Source organism: Pseudomonas sp. B21-035, assembly GCF_024748945.1.
Taxonomy (GTDB): domain Bacteria; phylum Pseudomonadota; class Gammaproteobacteria; order Pseudomonadales; family Pseudomonadaceae; genus Aquipseudomonas.
Genome location: NZ_CP087179.1, coordinates 2,268,434 through 2,283,833 on the forward strand (window position 1 = coordinate 2,268,434; position 15,400 = coordinate 2,283,833).

At 64.0% G+C, this 15,400-nt stretch carries 16 protein-coding genes and 1 riboswitch; of the genes, 6 read left to right on the plus strand and 10 right to left on the minus strand.

All coding sequences use genetic code 11. The features are described from left to right. Positions 1-93: 93 nt before the first annotated feature. Positions 94-300: riboswitch (cobalamin riboswitch) on the minus strand. 76 nt (positions 301-376) lie between these two features. The 3 genes from LOY22_RS10475 to lpxO all read right to left on the minus strand — a co-directional run bounded on the left by LOY22_RS10475 (position 377) and on the right by lpxO (position 2,436). Continuing rightward, positions 377-934, minus strand: coding sequence for a GNAT family N-acetyltransferase (locus LOY22_RS10475; RefSeq protein ID WP_045201257.1), 558 nt, complete (start codon positions 932-934; stop codon positions 377-379). A 92-nt stretch (positions 935-1,026) separates the two neighbouring features. Then, complete coding sequence (locus LOY22_RS10480; protein WP_045201258.1) at positions 1,027-1,371, minus strand: carboxymuconolactone decarboxylase family protein; 345 nt, start codon at positions 1,369-1,371, stop codon at positions 1,027-1,029. 165 nt (positions 1,372-1,536) lie between these two features. Continuing rightward, positions 1,537-2,436, minus strand: a complete 900-nt coding sequence (gene lpxO / locus LOY22_RS10485; RefSeq protein WP_045201333.1) for a lipid A hydroxylase LpxO — start codon at positions 2,434-2,436, stop codon at positions 1,537-1,539. A gap of 245 nt (positions 2,437-2,681) precedes the next feature. On the opposite strand from lpxO, the gene thpR reads away from it, so the two are divergent. Next, positions 2,682-3,221, plus strand: coding sequence for an RNA 2',3'-cyclic phosphodiesterase (thpR, locus tag LOY22_RS10490; RefSeq protein WP_093384422.1), 540 nt, complete (start codon positions 2,682-2,684; stop codon positions 3,219-3,221). Between the two features lie 90 nt (positions 3,222-3,311). Here thpR and LOY22_RS10495 read toward each other — a convergent pair whose 3' ends face one another. From LOY22_RS10495 to LOY22_RS10505, 3 genes are all read right to left on the minus strand, one after another. After that, positions 3,312-5,762, minus strand: coding sequence for a TonB-dependent receptor (locus tag LOY22_RS10495; protein WP_093384417.1), 2,451 nt, complete (start codon positions 5,760-5,762; stop codon positions 3,312-3,314). Between the two features lie 86 nt (positions 5,763-5,848). Continuing rightward, positions 5,849-6,832 carry a FecR domain-containing protein gene (locus LOY22_RS10500; RefSeq protein ID WP_045201261.1) on the minus strand — a complete coding sequence of 328 codons (984 nt, stop codon included), beginning with the start codon at positions 6,830-6,832 and terminating at the stop codon, positions 5,849-5,851. Beyond that, the gene (locus LOY22_RS10505; RefSeq protein WP_045201262.1) at positions 6,829-7,335 is read right to left on the minus strand and encodes a sigma-70 family RNA polymerase sigma factor; all 507 of its coding nucleotides are present in this window, start codon (positions 7,333-7,335) and stop codon (positions 6,829-6,831) included. The genes LOY22_RS10500 and LOY22_RS10505 overlap by 4 nt, the downstream gene beginning before the upstream one ends. A 164-nt stretch (positions 7,336-7,499) precedes the next feature. On the opposite strand from LOY22_RS10505, the gene LOY22_RS10510 reads away from it, so the two are divergent. Continuing rightward, complete coding sequence (locus LOY22_RS10510; protein ID WP_176794273.1) at positions 7,500-8,393, plus strand: GNAT family N-acetyltransferase; 894 nt, start codon at positions 7,500-7,502, stop codon at positions 8,391-8,393. 5 nt (positions 8,394-8,398) lie between these two features. Here the strand turns inward: LOY22_RS10510 and LOY22_RS10515 are convergent, their stop codons facing one another. After that, positions 8,399-9,604 carry an NAD(P)/FAD-dependent oxidoreductase gene (locus LOY22_RS10515; protein ID WP_258597397.1) on the minus strand — a complete coding sequence of 402 codons (1,206 nt, stop codon included), beginning with the start codon at positions 9,602-9,604 and terminating at the stop codon, positions 8,399-8,401. 192 nt (positions 9,605-9,796) lie between these two features. Between LOY22_RS10515 and LOY22_RS10520 the strand changes: the two genes are divergently transcribed. After that, positions 9,797-10,306 carry an Rrf2 family transcriptional regulator gene (locus LOY22_RS10520; protein WP_045201334.1) on the plus strand — a complete coding sequence of 170 codons (510 nt, stop codon included), beginning with the start codon at positions 9,797-9,799 and terminating at the stop codon, positions 10,304-10,306. Between the two features lie 6 nt (positions 10,307-10,312). Here the strand turns inward: LOY22_RS10520 and LOY22_RS10525 are convergent, their stop codons facing one another. Further along, positions 10,313-10,912: an NAD(P)H-dependent oxidoreductase gene (locus tag LOY22_RS10525; protein ID WP_093384403.1), complete on the minus strand. Its 600-nt coding sequence runs from the start codon at positions 10,910-10,912 to the stop codon at positions 10,313-10,315. Between the two features lie 89 nt (positions 10,913-11,001). Between LOY22_RS10525 and LOY22_RS10530 the strand changes: the two genes are divergently transcribed. Together LOY22_RS10530 and LOY22_RS10535 are read left to right on the plus strand one after the other, a co-directional pair. Beyond that, positions 11,002-11,592: a TetR/AcrR family transcriptional regulator gene (locus LOY22_RS10530; protein ID WP_093384399.1), complete on the plus strand. Its 591-nt coding sequence runs from the start codon at positions 11,002-11,004 to the stop codon at positions 11,590-11,592. Between the two features lie 25 nt (positions 11,593-11,617). Beyond that, entirely contained in the window at positions 11,618-12,313 is a 696-nt protein-coding gene (locus LOY22_RS10535; protein WP_195883704.1) for a DUF1963 domain-containing protein, read from the plus strand. A 1-nt stretch (position 12,314) separates the two neighbouring features. Here LOY22_RS10535 and LOY22_RS10540 read toward each other — a convergent pair whose 3' ends face one another. Further along, on the minus strand, positions 12,315-12,929 hold the full coding sequence (locus LOY22_RS10540) for a cell wall hydrolase (RefSeq protein WP_093384391.1): 615 nt from the start codon (positions 12,927-12,929) through the stop codon (positions 12,315-12,317). A gap of 134 nt (positions 12,930-13,063) precedes the next feature. Here LOY22_RS10540 and LOY22_RS10545 point away from each other — a divergent pair, with 134 nt between their 5' ends. Beyond that, positions 13,064-13,915: a CAP domain-containing protein gene (locus tag LOY22_RS10545; RefSeq protein ID WP_258597399.1), complete on the plus strand. Its 852-nt coding sequence runs from the start codon at positions 13,064-13,066 to the stop codon at positions 13,913-13,915. Positions 13,916-13,921: 6 nt separating this feature from the next. Here LOY22_RS10545 and LOY22_RS10550 read toward each other — a convergent pair whose 3' ends face one another. Continuing rightward, entirely contained in the window at positions 13,922-15,364 is a 1,443-nt protein-coding gene (locus LOY22_RS10550) for a SulP family inorganic anion transporter (RefSeq protein WP_213601710.1), read from the minus strand. Positions 15,365-15,400: the final 36 nt, after the last annotated feature.

Genomic DNA, 15,400 nt, shown 5'->3' on the forward strand with positions numbered 1-15,400 from the left:
ACAGGAAGAATGAATCCCGGAGGGAACAACGCATGGAGGCATGGCGCACGCGCAGGCGGACGCCAACCGGCCTGCGCCCGCCCACCGCGGGGTTGCCAAACAGAAGCTTCAGGCCGGTCTCCGGGCTTGCGAGGGTCATGAAGGCCTTCACCTTCCCATGCCAAGGCACAGTGGTGTTTCGAAGGCTTCGCTCGCTTACCGTTGCGGGGGCAGCGCCGGACTAGTCATTTACATGACGCACCGGCTTCCCGTTTCACCCTGCGCACGGCGGCGCAGGACACCTGAAACTGGCGCGCATCTGAACACCGAAAACCTTTGCAGTCAACGGCTTGGGCAAATGAGCAGATCAGTTCGCCAGCGCATCGCCACTATCGATTCAACGCCCGCGCTTGCGCGACACCACCGCCTCGATGTTCTTGCGCCCGATCAGCATTGGCTGCTTCGGCTCCTCAAGCCACTTGTACATCACCAGGCTGTCCACCAGCCCCAGGCGCGCATGCCGGTAGGCGTTGGGCAAGCGCCCGACGATGGCAAAGCCGAGCTTCTGCCACAAGGCCACCGCCACCTCGTTGCTGGACACCACCGAGTTGAACTGCATGGCCAGGAAACCCAGTTGCCGCGCCAGGCGCTGCGAGTGTTCGCACATCAAGCGCGCCACGCCGCGGCCACGGGCGGCGTCGCAGACCATGTAGCCGCAATTGCTGACATGGTTGCCGGGGCCGGCGGCATTGGCCTTGAGAAAGTAGGAACCGAGCAGCACGCCATCTTCTTCGGCCACCAGGGTCTGCAACGGTGCGTCGAGCCACAGCTGGCGGGCTTGCTCCTGGCTCATGGCCGGGTCGAATGCGTAGGTTTCGCGGGCGCTGACAATGGCCTGGAAGGTCGGCCAGAAGAGCTCGAAGTCAGCGGCGGTCATGGGGCGGATGTGGATCATGGGGTGTCCTGGAAACGGTTCGCCCGCTAGCTTATGCGAAAACGCCAGGAAGTGGGTGAGGCGCGGCGCAGGCCGCGCACTCAGGGTCGGCCTTACTGCCCGGCCTTGCCCACGGCATCCAGTGCCCGCGCCGAGTACACCAGCGCCGCCCCGGCGTTCATGGCCACGGCCACGCCCAGGGCTTCGGCGATTTCCTCGCGGCTCGCGCCGTGCTTGACCGCCTGGGCCGAATGCACGGCGATGCAGCCGTCGCAGCGGGTGGTGACCGCCACGGCCAGCGAGATCAGCTCGCGGGTCTTGGCATCCAGGTGGTTGGTCTTGGCCCCGGCGCCGCTGGCGGTCATGTAGCCGTTGACCGTGTCGGGAGAGAGTTGCTTGAGATCGCCGATGCCGGCCATCAACTGCTTACGGTAGGCATCCCAGTCCATCATGCTCATTGTCTTCACCTTGGTGTGGTTGGCAACTAGAACAGTGAAGCTAGTTTTTTTGCCGGCGGGGCGCCGTTGGTCGATGGTCGGGAAAAGGCAGGACTTTGGGAGGGGGGCATCGCGGGGCAAGCCCGCTCCTACAAGGAGCTGGCTTGCCAGCGACAGCGGTCTGAATCAGATGTAGATGAACACCAGCACCAAGGCCGCCACCACTGCCCATTTCTCCAGGTAGTAGCGGGTGCGGTTGCGTTTTTTCAGGGCCTTGCCACGTTCGCGGATTTTGTAGATGCGGGTGAACAGGCGGTTGATGCCGCCGGTTTTGTCGCCGGCATCGTTCGGCGCCGCCGCGGCTGCCATCACGTTCTTGCTGAACCAGCGGTTGAACGCCGTGGCCCAGCGGTACTTGAGCGGGCGCTCGACGTCGCAGAAGAGGATGATGCGGTTGTGCTCGGTCTGGTTCGAGGCGTAGTGGATGTAGGTCTCGTCGAAAATCACCCCTTCACCATCGCGCCAGGCGTAGTTCTGGCCATCGACACAGATGTAGCAGCCGTCGTCATTGGGCGTATCCAGGCCCAGGTGATAGCGGTACGAGCCGGCATAGGGGTCGCGGTGGCGCACCAGCTTGGAGCCCGGCGGCAGGGTGGCGAACATCGCCGCCTTGACCGTGCCGATGCCCTGCAGCAGCTCGGTGGTGCGCGGGCACAGCTTCATTGCCGAAGGGTGGCTCTCGCCGTACCACTTCAGGTAGAAGCGCTTCCAGCCGCTTTTGAAGAACGAGTTGAAGCCGACGTCGTCGTAGTTCTGCGAACTCTTGATTTCGCCGACGTGCAGCAGTTGCTGGGCTTCGGCGCGAATTTCTTGCCAGTTGTCCTGCAACGGCTTGAGCTCGGGGAACGACTCGACCGGCAGGTACGGTTTGGCCGGCAGCTTGGAGAACAGGTACAGAAAGACGTTGACCGGGGCCAGGAAGCTTGAGTGATCACCCAGCTGGCGGGTGACTTTGTGCCTGACTTTGCCTCTGAAATGAACGTAGGCAATCGAGAAAACAAACAGTAAAACGAAGAAGATTTTCATGGGCGGATACTTGTCGATGTGGCGATGCGCCATGGCATAAGCCGGCCAGCATAAACAATCGTGATCACGGTTTGTAGTAATTGTTACCGGTTATGTGTCCGACCATAGTGCTAGGCGCAAGTGTTTGCGTGAACGATTCAGCGGGTGGCTAACGCAGATAAGTTCGTGAGAATTCCAGTCCTCGCCGCCATGGCGTAACTGGCGGTAGAGTCTCAACAACCCCAAAACGCACAGGATGACGAGGCATGGACCCAGGCAATGGCGATACCGGTGAGCCGTTCAAGCGGCTGTTTTTTGCCCTCGATTGCGCACCGCAACAGCGCCGGGCGATTGCCCGCTGGCGCAGCGAGCTGGAACTGGAAAGCGCGCGACCGGTGCCGTCGGCGAACTTTCACCTGACGTTGATGTTCGTCGGTGTGGCGGGCACTGCGCAGTTACCGGCGATTCTGGCCGGCGCAGCGGGCGTGAAGGTGGCCGGCGAACCCCTGACAGTGGTGCTCGACCGTTTGCAGGTGTGGCGCCCGGCCAAGGCGCTGGTGCTGGTGCCAAGCCAGACGCCGGCGGCGTTGCGCCAGCTGGCGTATGCCCTGCAGCAGGCGATGCTGGCGCTGGGTTTTACCGAGGACCCACGGGACTACCGCCCGCACCTGACACTGGCCCGCGACTACCGTGGCAGTGAGCCCGAAGCGCTGGTGCCGGCAGAATTTATCCTGCGCGCGCGGCACTTCAGCTTGTTCGAATCGCGCAAGGGGCAGTACTGGCCGCTGGCGCAGTGGCCGTTGTAGCGCTGTTGCCTGATTGATGCCCGCTCCCACAGAGATCACCTCAAACCTGTAGGAGCGGGCTTGACCCGCGACAGGGCCAGCACTGACTACCTAGAACTGCGGCGTGTACTTCACGCTGAAGGTGAAGTTGCGCGGGTCGCCGAAGTTGTTGTTGCCGTTGAGCTGGTTGTAGGCAGCGATGTAGTAGTGCTTGTCGAACAGGTTGTTGGCGTTCAGCGCCAGGCCCACTTCCGGCGTCAGCTGGTACGCCAGACGCGCGTTCCACACGGCGTAGCCGGGCACGTCGTAGGTGTGCTCGTAGCCCAGGGTATGGGTTTGCGCGGTAAAGCCCAGACCGGCGCTGGCCTTGCTCCAGTCACCCGGCAGCTGGTAGTTACCCCACATGCGCAACATGTGCTTGGGCGTCCAGGTACTGAACACCTTGCCCTTGTTGTCCGGGTCGTCGAGGTAGGTGGTGGTGTTGTAGGTGTAGCCAGCAAACAGCTGCAGGCCGCTGAGCACTTCGCCGCTGACTTCGGCCTCGATACCCTGGCTGCGCACCTTGCCGGCGGCGGTGGAGCAGTACCAGTCATCGCAGGCAAAGCCTGAGGCAACGTCGGTGATCGCGCGGTTTTCCTGGTCGTAGCGGAACACCGCCAGCGAGGTGTTGACGCGGCCATCGAGCAGTTCGCCCTTGATGCCCATTTCATAGTTGCTGCCAATGATCGGCTTGAGCGCCGCGCCGCCGACTGCACGTTCGGTCTGGGGTACGAAGACGTCGGTGTAGCTGGCATACAGCGACCATTCGCGGCTCAGGTCGTAGATGATGCCGGCGTACGGGGTAACCTCGCCGCTTTCGGTCATGGTGCTGGTCGGGTTGACAGAGACGACACCGGTGCCGCCAAAGTAGTCGCTCGAATCATAGCGGTAGTCGAACCAGCTGACCCGCGAACCGAGTACCAGGGTCAACGGCTCTGCCAGCTTGACCCGCCAGGCGCCATACAGGCCTTTCTGGCGAATGTCGTAGGCGCCGGTCAGGCCCCGCCCGGTGCGTTGTGCCAGCAGGCTTTCGGTGCTGATTTCCGGGCGATGATGGTCGATACCGAAGATGCTGTCGCTGGTGGGATTGAAGGCGCGGGCAAAGCGGTCATCGGTGGTCAGTTTCGAGTAGTTGCCGCCCAGGGTCAGTTCCTGCTCGAAGTTGAAGGCGTCGAACTTGCCCACCAGGTTCATGTCGACACCGACCTTGGTGGAGTCGAAATCGGTGATCCAGTCGGCATAGGTGAGGCCGCTGCCGTCAAGGTTGATGCCGTCGCCGGTGCTTTGTACCCGCTGGTGGGTCGACTTGTTGGTCTCGCTCATGCGAATGGCGCCAACGTGGAATTTCCAGTCGTCGTTGAAGCGGTGCTCGAGGTCGGCGTACAGGGTGGTGACGTCGATCTCCAGGTGGTTCCAGCGCGAGCCGGTGAAGGTCGAGCGCGATACATCCAGACCGCTGCCATCGACATAGCGCGGCAGGCCGCGCAGCATTGGCCGCGACTCGGCATTGGACTGGCTGATCGCCAGGCCCAGGGTGGTGGCCTCGTTCAGGTCAAAGTCCAGCGCGCCGTACAGCGAGTGGGTCTTGCTCCATTCGTAGTCGACGAACGAATCGCTCTGGTCCTCGTCGGCAACGAAGCGCCCGCGCACGGTGCCGGCATCGTTCAACGGGCCGCCGGCGTCCAGTTGCAGGCCGTAGTGGTCCCAGCTGCCGGCCTTGCCGGTGACGGTCACGGTGGGCGCAGCCTGGCCGCGCTTGCGCACCAGGTTGACGGCGCCGCCCGGGCTGCCGGTGCCTTGCAGCAGGCCGGAGGAGCCGCGCAGCACTTCCATGCGGTCGAAGAAGATCAGGTCCTGGGTCGCCCAGTTGCCCAGCGAATAGTTGTTGCGCGGGATCGCCACGCCGTCGTATTGCCAGTCGTCGATCTGAAAACCGCGCGAGGTAATGATCAGGCCCGGGCCCACGCCTTGCAGGCCGACCAGGCCGGTGGTCTGGTTGACCGCGTCCTTGAGGTCGACGATGTTCTGGTCGTCCATCTGCTGGCGGGTCATGACCGTGACCGACTGCGGAATTTCCCGCAGGGTATGGCTGCCCTTGCCAATGGTCGTGGCCCGCGCCGCATAGGAGCCGGTGCCCTCGGTGGTGGCTGGGTCCAGACCGCTGCCGATACCGTTGATATTGGTCGCACCCAGCTCCAGGGCGTTGCCGGCGTCGATGCTCGGCAGCACGCTGAAGTTGCCCTGTTCGGTGACCAGCAACTGCAGGCCGCTGCCGGCCAGGGCCTTTTGCATGGCCTGCACGGCGCTCATCCGGCCGACGATCGCCGGTGCCTGCTTGCCTTGTACCAGCGCCGGGTCCAGGGACACGATGCGCCCGCTCTGGCTGGCGATGGCATTGACGGTGCTGGCCAGGGCGGCGGCGGGCAGGTTGAAGCTCAGGGCCTGTTCCTGGGCCTGGGCGGCGCTGGCCAGCGTGGCCAGGGCCACGGCGACAGGAAGGGCGTGGGACCAAGGGTTGAGCACGGAATTCTCCTGATTATGTTGGCGTGTCAGGAGATAGGTGCAATGAGAAATGAAAACCGGACACAAATACGAGTGATTTGCATAAATTATTTTTGCGCCGGGGTTTTCGCCCCGATCAACGTCAGCCACGGGCTGTAGTGATCGACCGTGAGCGGCAGGGTTTCAGCCAGTGCGGCGAAGGCCCGTTGCGGTTCGTCCAGCGGGAATACCCCTTGCACGCGCAGCCCGCGCACCTCGGGTTCGACCCGGACAAAGCCGCGGTAGTAGGGGCGCAGCGCCTCGACCACCGACTCGAGGGAGTCATCCAGCACGTTCAGGCGCCCACTGAGCCAGTCGGCGCGTTGGCGCTCGCCGTTGCCCAAGGCTTCGATGCGTTCGCCGCCGAGCAGCGCGGCCTGGCCTTCCTGCACGTCCAGCTCGCTGCCGTTGAACAGCCGCGCGCGCACTGAGTGCTCAAGCACCACCAGGCGCGTGGCCTGGGCTTGCTGGCTGACCAGAAAGCGCGTGCCCAGCGCGCGCATTTCGCCCTGAGCGCTGCGCACCCGTAACGGCCGTAGCGGGTCGGCGGCGACCTGGATGATCAGCTCGCCACGGCGCAATATCACCAAGCGCTGCTGGCCATCGAACTGCAAGTCGACGGCGCTGCCGGCATTCAGGCTCAGGCGGCTGCCATCGGCCAGGGTAAAGTCGCGGCGCTCGCCCTTGGCGGTGCGCAAATCGGCCAGCAGCTCCTGGCCGACCTCACTGCGCGCGCCCAGCCACAGGCCGCCGCCGAGCACACCGATACCGACGAAGGCACGCAGCAGCTCGCGCCGCGAGCCGTTGGTTTGCAGCAGCAATTGGCGCGCCTCACCGGCCTGGCCCGGGGCGCGGCGTTCGAAGTTGCGCACGGTCTGGCAGGCGCCACCCAGACGTTCCTGCAAGCGCGCCCAGGCCTGGGCGTGGGCCGGGTCGCTGCCCAGCCACTGGCTGAACTCACTGTGCACCTGGGCGTCGGTGTTGCCCGAACTCAGGCGCACCATCCAGTCGATAGCGGCTTCGGCGCTGGGCTCGAGGCGGCGCTGGCTCATGGCGCCAGCTCGCTGAGGTAGCACTGGCTCAGGGCCTGCTTCATGTAGCGGCTGACCGTGCGCTCGGAGATGTCGAGCTTGCGCGCGATATCGACGTAGCTCATGCCGTCGAGCTGGCTGTAGAGGAAGGTGGCCTTGACGATCATCGGCAGGCCGTCGAGCACCTGGTCGATGCTCACCAGCGCCTCGATCAGCAGCAGTTGCTCTTCGGGGGAGGGCGCCAGGGGCTCGGGCAGCGCCGACAAGCGTTCCAGGTAGGCCAGCTCCAGCTGGCGCCGACGATGGCGGTCGAAGATCAGCCGGCGGGCGATGGTCGACAGGTAGGCGCGCGGCTGCTGGATGCTGGCCGGGTCGACCTGGGCGGCGAGCATCTGGCAGAAGGTCTCGGCGGCGGTGTCTTCGGCGTCGGCGCGGTTGCGCAGGCGCTTATGAATATGCTGCAGGAGCCACCGGTGATGGTCGCTGAAAAAGAAGCCCAGCTTGCGGGTGGAAGAGGTTGGCACCGGTTGGCGTTCCCGAAGGTGTGAGTGTGAATCGTTCTCAATCTTACCTGTGCGGAGAGGCAAGGTGCAATCACCCGCGTCCGGCCCGCTTTACAATTTACCTACAGATTGTTCCTGGCCGCAGTAATAGGGTGGCGGCCAGACAAAAACCAAGAGAAATGCGCATGGACCTGTCGATCGCAGGCCAGCAGTTCAGCCTGCTGGAAAACTTCAAGGACGATACCCGGCTGCGCGCCAGCTTCAACGCCTTGACCCACCAGACCTTCGAATTTGATTTCGAACAGTGGTACCAGGACGGCTATTGGGGCGAAGGCTACCAGCCGTGGGCGTTGGCCCATGACGGGCGCATCGTGGCCAACATCTCGGTCAACCTGATGCATTTTGATGTGCTCGGCGAACCCAGGCGTGGCATCCAGTTGGGCACGGTGATGGTCGCATCGGAGTATCGCGGCCAGGGCCTGAGCCGCGTGTTGCTGGAGCGGGTGCTGGACAGATGGCAGGGCCAGTGCGAACTGGTCTACCTGTTTGCCAACGACACGGTGCTGGATTACTACCCGAAATTCGGTTTTGCGCGGGTGCTCGAACATGAATACAGCGCGGCGCTAACCCCAGCGTACAGGCCTTGCAGCTTCCACCGGGTCGACATGGACGACCTGCTCGAGCGCCAGCGCTTCATCAGCGCGGTTGACAGTGCCGTGCCCGTTGCACGCCTGGCGATGCGCAGCAACCCTGACCAGACGATGTTCTATTGCACGTCGTTTTTCAAAGACTGCGTTCACTACTCGCCAGCGCTGCAGGCCTATGTGGTGATGGAAATCGTCGACGGGGTGATGACGCTCTATGAGGTGTTCGCAAGGCGTGCGCTCGACCTGCAGGCACTGATTGCAGAACTGAGCACACCCCAGACCACCCGGGTGGTGCTGGGGTTTGCGCCGCTGGATAGCAGCGGCTTCGAGGCGCAGCCGCTGGTGTCGGATGACAGCCTGTTCGTGCTCGGCCAGGCCGGTCAATTCATCGAAGACGCCCGGCTGATGTTCCCGTTGCTGTCACACGCCTGAGCCGTTCAGGCCACAACCGGAATCAGCGGATCGGCCGCCGCCAGAGCAACCGCCCGATCGGCCGCCGGCGGGTAGATCCACACCGAGTTGATCTGCTGCTTGAGGGCTTTGGCGTCGTCCTTGATCAGCTTCACCTCACGCTCCCAGCCCTCGGTGTACACCGCGCCCCAGGCCCCCAGGTCCAGGCAGGTGACGTACTTGGGCTGGCGGTATGGCGTCGGCTCGACGCCAAGCAGGTCGGCGGCGACGTTGTTGCCCGAGTGGCGGCCCAGGGCGATGGCGTGCTGGCAGGTCATCAAGGCGTGGTTGCCCAGGTCATCGGTGGCGGCGTAGGCGACGTCACCGGTGGCGAATACATGCTCTTGGCCAATGACCTTGAGGTTGTCATCGACATGCAGGCGGCCATGGCCATCGCGTTGCCCCGGGACTTGTGCGGTGAGGGCGCTGGCGCGCACGCCGACGGTCCAGACCACGGTGGCGGCCTCGATGCGCTGGCCGTCGGCGAGGGTCACGCCGTCGGCATCGACGCCAGCCACCGAGGCATTCAGGCGCCACTCCACCCCCAGCGCCGTGCAGGCTTCGATGATCGCCGGGCTGATGCCTTCGCCCAGGGCGGCGCCGATCTTGTTGCCGCGATCGACGATGATCACCTGCACCTGGGCATCTTCGCCGAGCATCGCACGCAGGCGGGCGGGCATTTCGGTGGCGGTCTCGATGCCGGTGAAGCCGCCGCCGGCCACTACCACGGTATTGCGCGCCTTTGATGCAGGCCGCAGGGCCAGGGCTTCGATGTGCTGCTCCAGGCGGCTGGCCGATTCGATCTGGTCGACGTCGAAGGCGTACTGCTCAAGCCCGGCCAGCGCTGGGCGGACCACACCGCTGCCGCTGGCCATGACCAGCCGATCGTAGCCCAGCACCTGCGGGCGGCCCTGGCCGTCGCGGTAGCCGACGCGCTTTTCGGCCACATCGATCTGGTCCACCGCGCCCTGGATGAAGTTCACCCCCACCGCGGCAAACAGCTCGGCCAGCGGCGCTTTCAACTGCTGCACAGCGGTTTCGTAGAAGCGCGGGCGGATGCGCAGTTCGGCTTGCGGTGCGAGCACGCTGACAGTGACATCGTTGCGCCCGTGCTGGTCCAGCAGGCGGCTGGCGCTGAGTGCGCTCCACATACCGCCGAAGCCGGCGCCGATGATCAGGATGTGCTGTTTCATGTTCTGCTCCGAGAAAAAAGGGCTGTTGTTTGCCGGACGCAGGGTGTTGTTGCCCGCACCGGATAACTGCGACTGTATTGGTCGTAGTTAAATGACGCAAGCATTTTCTTAACGCCTATGCGTTAAGCCTTGGATTTGCTGGTGGTCAGGATGAACTGCTAGTATTGGCGACAAATCAAGTCGGAGATGGTCATGTCCCTGTATAGCGCCGGCGTCGAGTACGGCTTGCACTGCCTGCTGTTTCTGGTCGACGACCTGGGCGAAAGCCGGGAAGCCAGTGTGCGTGACCTGGCCGAGCTGCAGGGGGTGCCCCATGAATACCTGGCCAAGGTCTTTACCAAGCTCGCCAAGGCCAGGCTGGTGGTGGCCACCGAGGGTGTGCGGGGTGGCTTCCGGCTGGCCCGGCCGGCGGATGAAATCACCGTGCTGGATATCGTCACGGCCATCGACGGGCACAAGGCGATCTTTGATTGTCGCGACGTGCGTGACCGCTGCACGCTGTTCGACGGCGCGCCGCCGGCCTGGGCCATCGATGGCACCTGCGCCATTCACGCGGTGATGCTCACCGCACAAAAACGCATGGAAGAAGCCCTGGCCCAGCAGACTATCCTCGACCTGTCGCGGCGCCTGGGGCGCAAGGCACCGGCGGAGTTTTCCACCCAGGTGGTGAAGTGGATCAACGAGCGCCGCGACAGCAAGTAAGGCGCTTCAGGCGGGTTCGGCGACCTCGGCGAACAATCTGCGGCCGTGCTCGAACATGCGCTGCAGGTGGGCGCCGGGGTCGGCGCTTTCCGATTCCAGCAGCAGGGTCGAGCTCACCACGCGGGCGCCGCAATAATCGAAGATGCCGTGATCGATCTGGGTCTTCATCGCCTGCCCGTAGCCATGCTTGCTGAAGGTTGCCGCATCGGCGCCGCCAACGCCCACCAGGTGCACGTTCAAGCGGCCCAGCATTTTTACCATCGGCGCTTCGGTGCTGAAGTCGAACGCCCAGCCATTGCTGAATACCCGGTCGATCCAGCCTTTGAGCAGCGCCGGCATCGACCACCAATACACCGGAAACACCAGCACCAGCGCATCGCTGCGGTCGATGCGCGCCTGCTCTGCCAGCACATCGGCGCCAGGCGCTGCAGTGCGTTGGTGAACCGCGTGGTCGGCGGCGGCGAACACCGGGTTGAAACCTTCGGCGAACAGGTCGGCGAGCTCGGCGCTATGGCCGTTTTGTGCCAGGCCTTCGACCACCTTGGCGGCCAGGCTGTGGGTGAGTGACTGCGGGTCATGATGAGCGACAACAACAAGCGCGTGCATGGCAAGGGCTCCTGCAGATTGCGGGGAAAGGGTGAAACTTGTAAGCTGGGCGTAAGTTACTTTTGGTAAGTTACTTTTGGTAGGTAAGCATGTCAAGCGATCCGCAACCTCGTCGGCGTCTGTCGCGCGAAGACCGTCAGCAACAACTGCTGGAGGTGGCTTGGCGCCTGGTCCGCGAAGAGGGTACCGAGGCGCTGACTCTGGGCCGACTGGCGGAATTGGCCGGGGTTACAAAGCCGGTGGTGTATGACCATTTTGGTACCCGCTCAGGCTTGCTGGCGGCGTTGTACCAGTGTTACGACGAGCGCCAGACTGCGGTGATGGACGCCGCCCTGGCCGCCTGCGAGCCGACGCTTGAGAGCAGCGCTGCAGTGCTTGCCAATTGCTACGTCGACTGCGTGTTGACCCAGGGCCGGGAGATACCCGGAGTGATTGCTGCGCTGGCCAGCTCGCCAGAGCTTGAACAGATCAAGCGCGAGTACGAGGCAGTGTTCATGGAAAAATGCCGGGCGCTGCTGGCGCCGTTCAGTGCCAGCGGCGCGATTGCCGTGGCCGGATTGCGGGCGATGATCGGCGCGGCGGAGGCGTTGTCGCATGCGGCGGCGAATGCTGAAATTAGCGCCGAGCAGGCGCAGCGCGAATTGTTCGAAACCATCAAGGCGATGGTGCTGCGCAGTTAAATTGCATCGCGACAAGGAAGAAAATATGGACATTGAAGCAATCAAACAACGCCTGGCCAAACCCGCCATGCGCTTTTTCGCCGGCGGCTTTCGCCCGACCAACAGCGATGAAGAAAGCTGGCTCGGCCGGGTCTTCCTCTACGGCCCAGACGAAGGCGTACCGACCAACGCCGCTGGCGAGCCCTTGTTGCCCGTGGCCCAGTTCCACCTGCCGAGCCTGCCGTTCAGCAGCCCGCTGCTCAAGGACATCCGCGTTCTCACCCTGTTCGTCGGTTACCCGTTCCCGGATGAATTCGAGCCCATGGGCAACAACTGGCTGATCCGCGAATACCGCGCCGACGACGAGCTGGTGCGCAAGGACCTGCCGGTCGCCAACTCCTTTCTCAAGGCCTTCCCGCTGCGCGCTGAAAAACTCGCCGAGGACTATCCGCTGTGGGACGGCGGGGGTGTGCCGGATGAATTGGTCACCGAGATCGTCAAGCTCGAACAGGCAGGGGATATCGAGTGCTACTACGAGGTCATCACCCACGCCTACGAGCACAAGATTGGCGGCTATCCGTCGTTCTGTCAGTCGGGCGTGGACCCGGGCGACGGCTTTGAGTTCGTCTTCCAGGTCTCATCCGATGCCAAGATCAACCTCAACGTGATCGACAGCGGCAGCCTGATGTTCTTCAAGCACCGCGACAGCGGCGAGTGGACGATCTACTACGACTTCTATTGAGCTAGTGCGACTCGCCGTTGCGCGGCTTGTAGAACAGAAACTCGCTGGTCTCGGCTGTTCGGGCAAAGGTCTTCGACCAGTCGGGGCGCACATGGCGGTCGTGAAAGTACAGGGCGCCACCGGTGCGATCCGGCAGTTGTTTGTTAAGCGCCTTGCGCGCTATTTCCTTGGCCAGGGTGTAGCGCACCTCTTCCTGAACAGCGTCCGAGCGGCCATCGCACCACCAGGAGAACTGGCAGGCGCCGGTCTCCGAGCCCTGCTTGACCACGCCGCAGACCGAATCGGGAAAGCCCGCGTGGCCAACCCGGTTCATCACCACATTGGCCACCGCCTCCATGTCGGCTGATTCGCCGCCCTTGGACTCCCAGTAGATGCTGCGCGCCAGGCAGGTGATGGCATCATCCAGCGCGGCTGCACCAGCCGGGTCGACGGCCTGGACTTCGGTCTTGGTGATGGCTTGGGATTTGGGCGCGGGTGGGGCATCGGGGTTGCTGGCAGCTTTTTGCTCCAGCACCTGGGCTTTTTCTTCGGCCACCTGGGCCTTGGAGTCGGCCGCCAATGTCAGGGCGCTGGAAAACGTCAGTACCAGGCAAGTTGCAATTGTTAGCAGGCGCATGCTCGAACCTTTGATTGGCCTGGGAGTGGAACTTCCCGTTACAGGATCGACCGCAAGGAACTCAAAACATTCCCGCTGTCAGACGACGGGCAACTTCGGGCATCATCTACGCAGTCCGTTCAAGGGAGATTTCCATGCGCGTCACTTCACCTGTTGCACCGCTGGCGTTGTTGTCGCTGGGCCTGGCGTTTAGCGTGACCGCCCAGGCCAGCGACGAGTCGCAGCTGATCGAGTCGATCAACGCCTACCGCAGCCAGGCCCAGCGTTGCGCAGGCCAGGGGTCGATGGAGCTGCCGCCGCTGGCCAGCGACCCGCGCCTGATGCTGCCGGCCAACAGCATGGGCGACCTGCGCGAGGCTTTGGTGCAAAACAGCTACCCGATGGTCAACGTCCAGGCCATCAGCCTGTCCGGGCCGCGCGATGCGCAGGCGGCGATGCAGGCGGTGCGCGAAAGCTTCTGCCAGGTGGTACTCGACCCGCAGTTCGTTGATGTCGGCGTCAGCCGCGAGGGCCGCGACTGGCGCATCGTGCTGGCGCGGCCGCTGCTGGCCGGGCGCCTGGGCGACTGGCAGGCCGAAGGGCAGAAGGTCCTGGAGATGATCAACACAGCGCGTAGCCAGGCCCGCCAGTGCGGCGGCCAAGCGTTCAATGCGACCACGGCGCTGGCCTGGAACACTACCCTGGCCGGCGCCGCCGAAAGCCACACGCGGGCCATGGCCAACAACAACTTCTTCGATCACAAGGACCGCGACGGTCGCACTCCGGGGGATCGCGCCGAGCTTGCCGGGTATGCCGGCCAGCAGGTCGGCGAGAACATCGCCGCCGGCCAGGACACCCCGCGCAAGGTGGTCGATGGCTGGCTGGCCAGCCCCGGCCACTGCGCCAACCTGATGAACCCGCAGTTCAGCGAGCTGGGCGCAGCTTACGCGGTCGACCCCAAAAGCGACGCCGGGATCTACTGGACAGCGATGTTCGGCGCGCCGTAAACCGCCCTAGTGCTCAAGCCCGGCGCGTTTGAGCAATTGCTTGCAGCGTTCGGACAGGTGCACCACGCGCAGGTGCTTGCCGTTGTTGCTATAGCGCTCGCGCAGGGTCTTGAGCGCGGCGATCGCCGAGTAGTCGACAACGTTCAGGTGACGGCAGTCGAGGGTCACCTGGGCCGGGTCATTGGCCGGGTCGAACTGGTTGAGGAACGGCGTGGTCGAGGCGAAGAACAGGGTGCCGTGGACCTTGTACAGCTTGCTGCCGTCGCTTTCGTCGTGGCTGTCGGCATACAGCTCACGGGCCTGTTGCCAGGCAAAATTGAGCGCGGCGATGACGATGCCGCACAGCACCGCAGTGGCAAGGTCGGTAAACACCGTGACCAGGGTCACGGCGATGATCGCCAGCACATCGTTGACCGGCACCTTGTGCAGCACCCGCAACGACGCCCACGAGAAGGTCTGCTGGGCCACCACGAACATCACCCCGACCAGCGCTGCCAGCGGAATGCGCTCGATCAGCGGAGACAGGAACAGCACGAACATCAGGATCATCACCCCGGCAACCACTCCCGACAGCCGCCCTCGGCCGCCGGAGCTCAGGTTGATGGCGGTCTGGCCGATCATCGCGCAACCGCCCATGCCGCCGAACAGCCCGCTGGTCATGTTGGCCACGCCCAGGGCTACGCATTCGCGGTCGGGGTGGCCGCGGGTCTCGGTGATTTCATCGGTGAGGTTCAGGGTCAGCAGGGTTTCCAGCAGGCCGACCAGGGCCATGAGCAGTGCGTAGGGGGCGATGACCTGCAGGGTTTCGAGGTTCCACGGCACCTGCGGCCAGCTCCAGGCCGGCAGGCCGCCGGCGATGTGGGCAAGATCGCCGAGGGTGCGGGTCGGCAGGTCGAGCAGGTAGACGCCGGCACCGACGCCGAGAATGGCGATCAACGCCGGCGGCACGCTGCGGGTCAGGCGCGGCAACAGGTAGACAATCGCCATGGTCAGGGCCACTAGCCCCAGCATCAGGTACAGCGGTGCACCGCTGAGCCAGGCGCCATCGGCCTTGAAGTGCTCAAGCTGGGCCAGGGCAATGATGATCGCCAGGCCGTTGACGAAGCCGAGCATCACCGAATACGGCACCATGCGCACCAGTTTGCCCAGGCGCAGCAGGCCGAAGGCGATCATGATCAGCCCGCCGAGCAGCACCGTCGCCAGCAGGTACTGCACGCCGTGGGTGACCACCAGGGCGACGATGACCACGGCCATGGACCCGGCCGCGCCGGAAATCATCCCCGGGCGCCCGCCGAGCAGGGCGGTCAGGGTGCAGATGATGAAGGCGCCATACAGGCCCATCAACGGGTTGAGGTGCGCCACCAGGGCGAAGGCGATGCACTCGGGCACCAGGGCGAAGGCTGTGGTGAGTCCTGCCAGGACATCGGCGCGTAGCGGGGTTGTTCTCATGACTTACCTGAAGAGCGGCCCGGCAGCGGGGTGCTG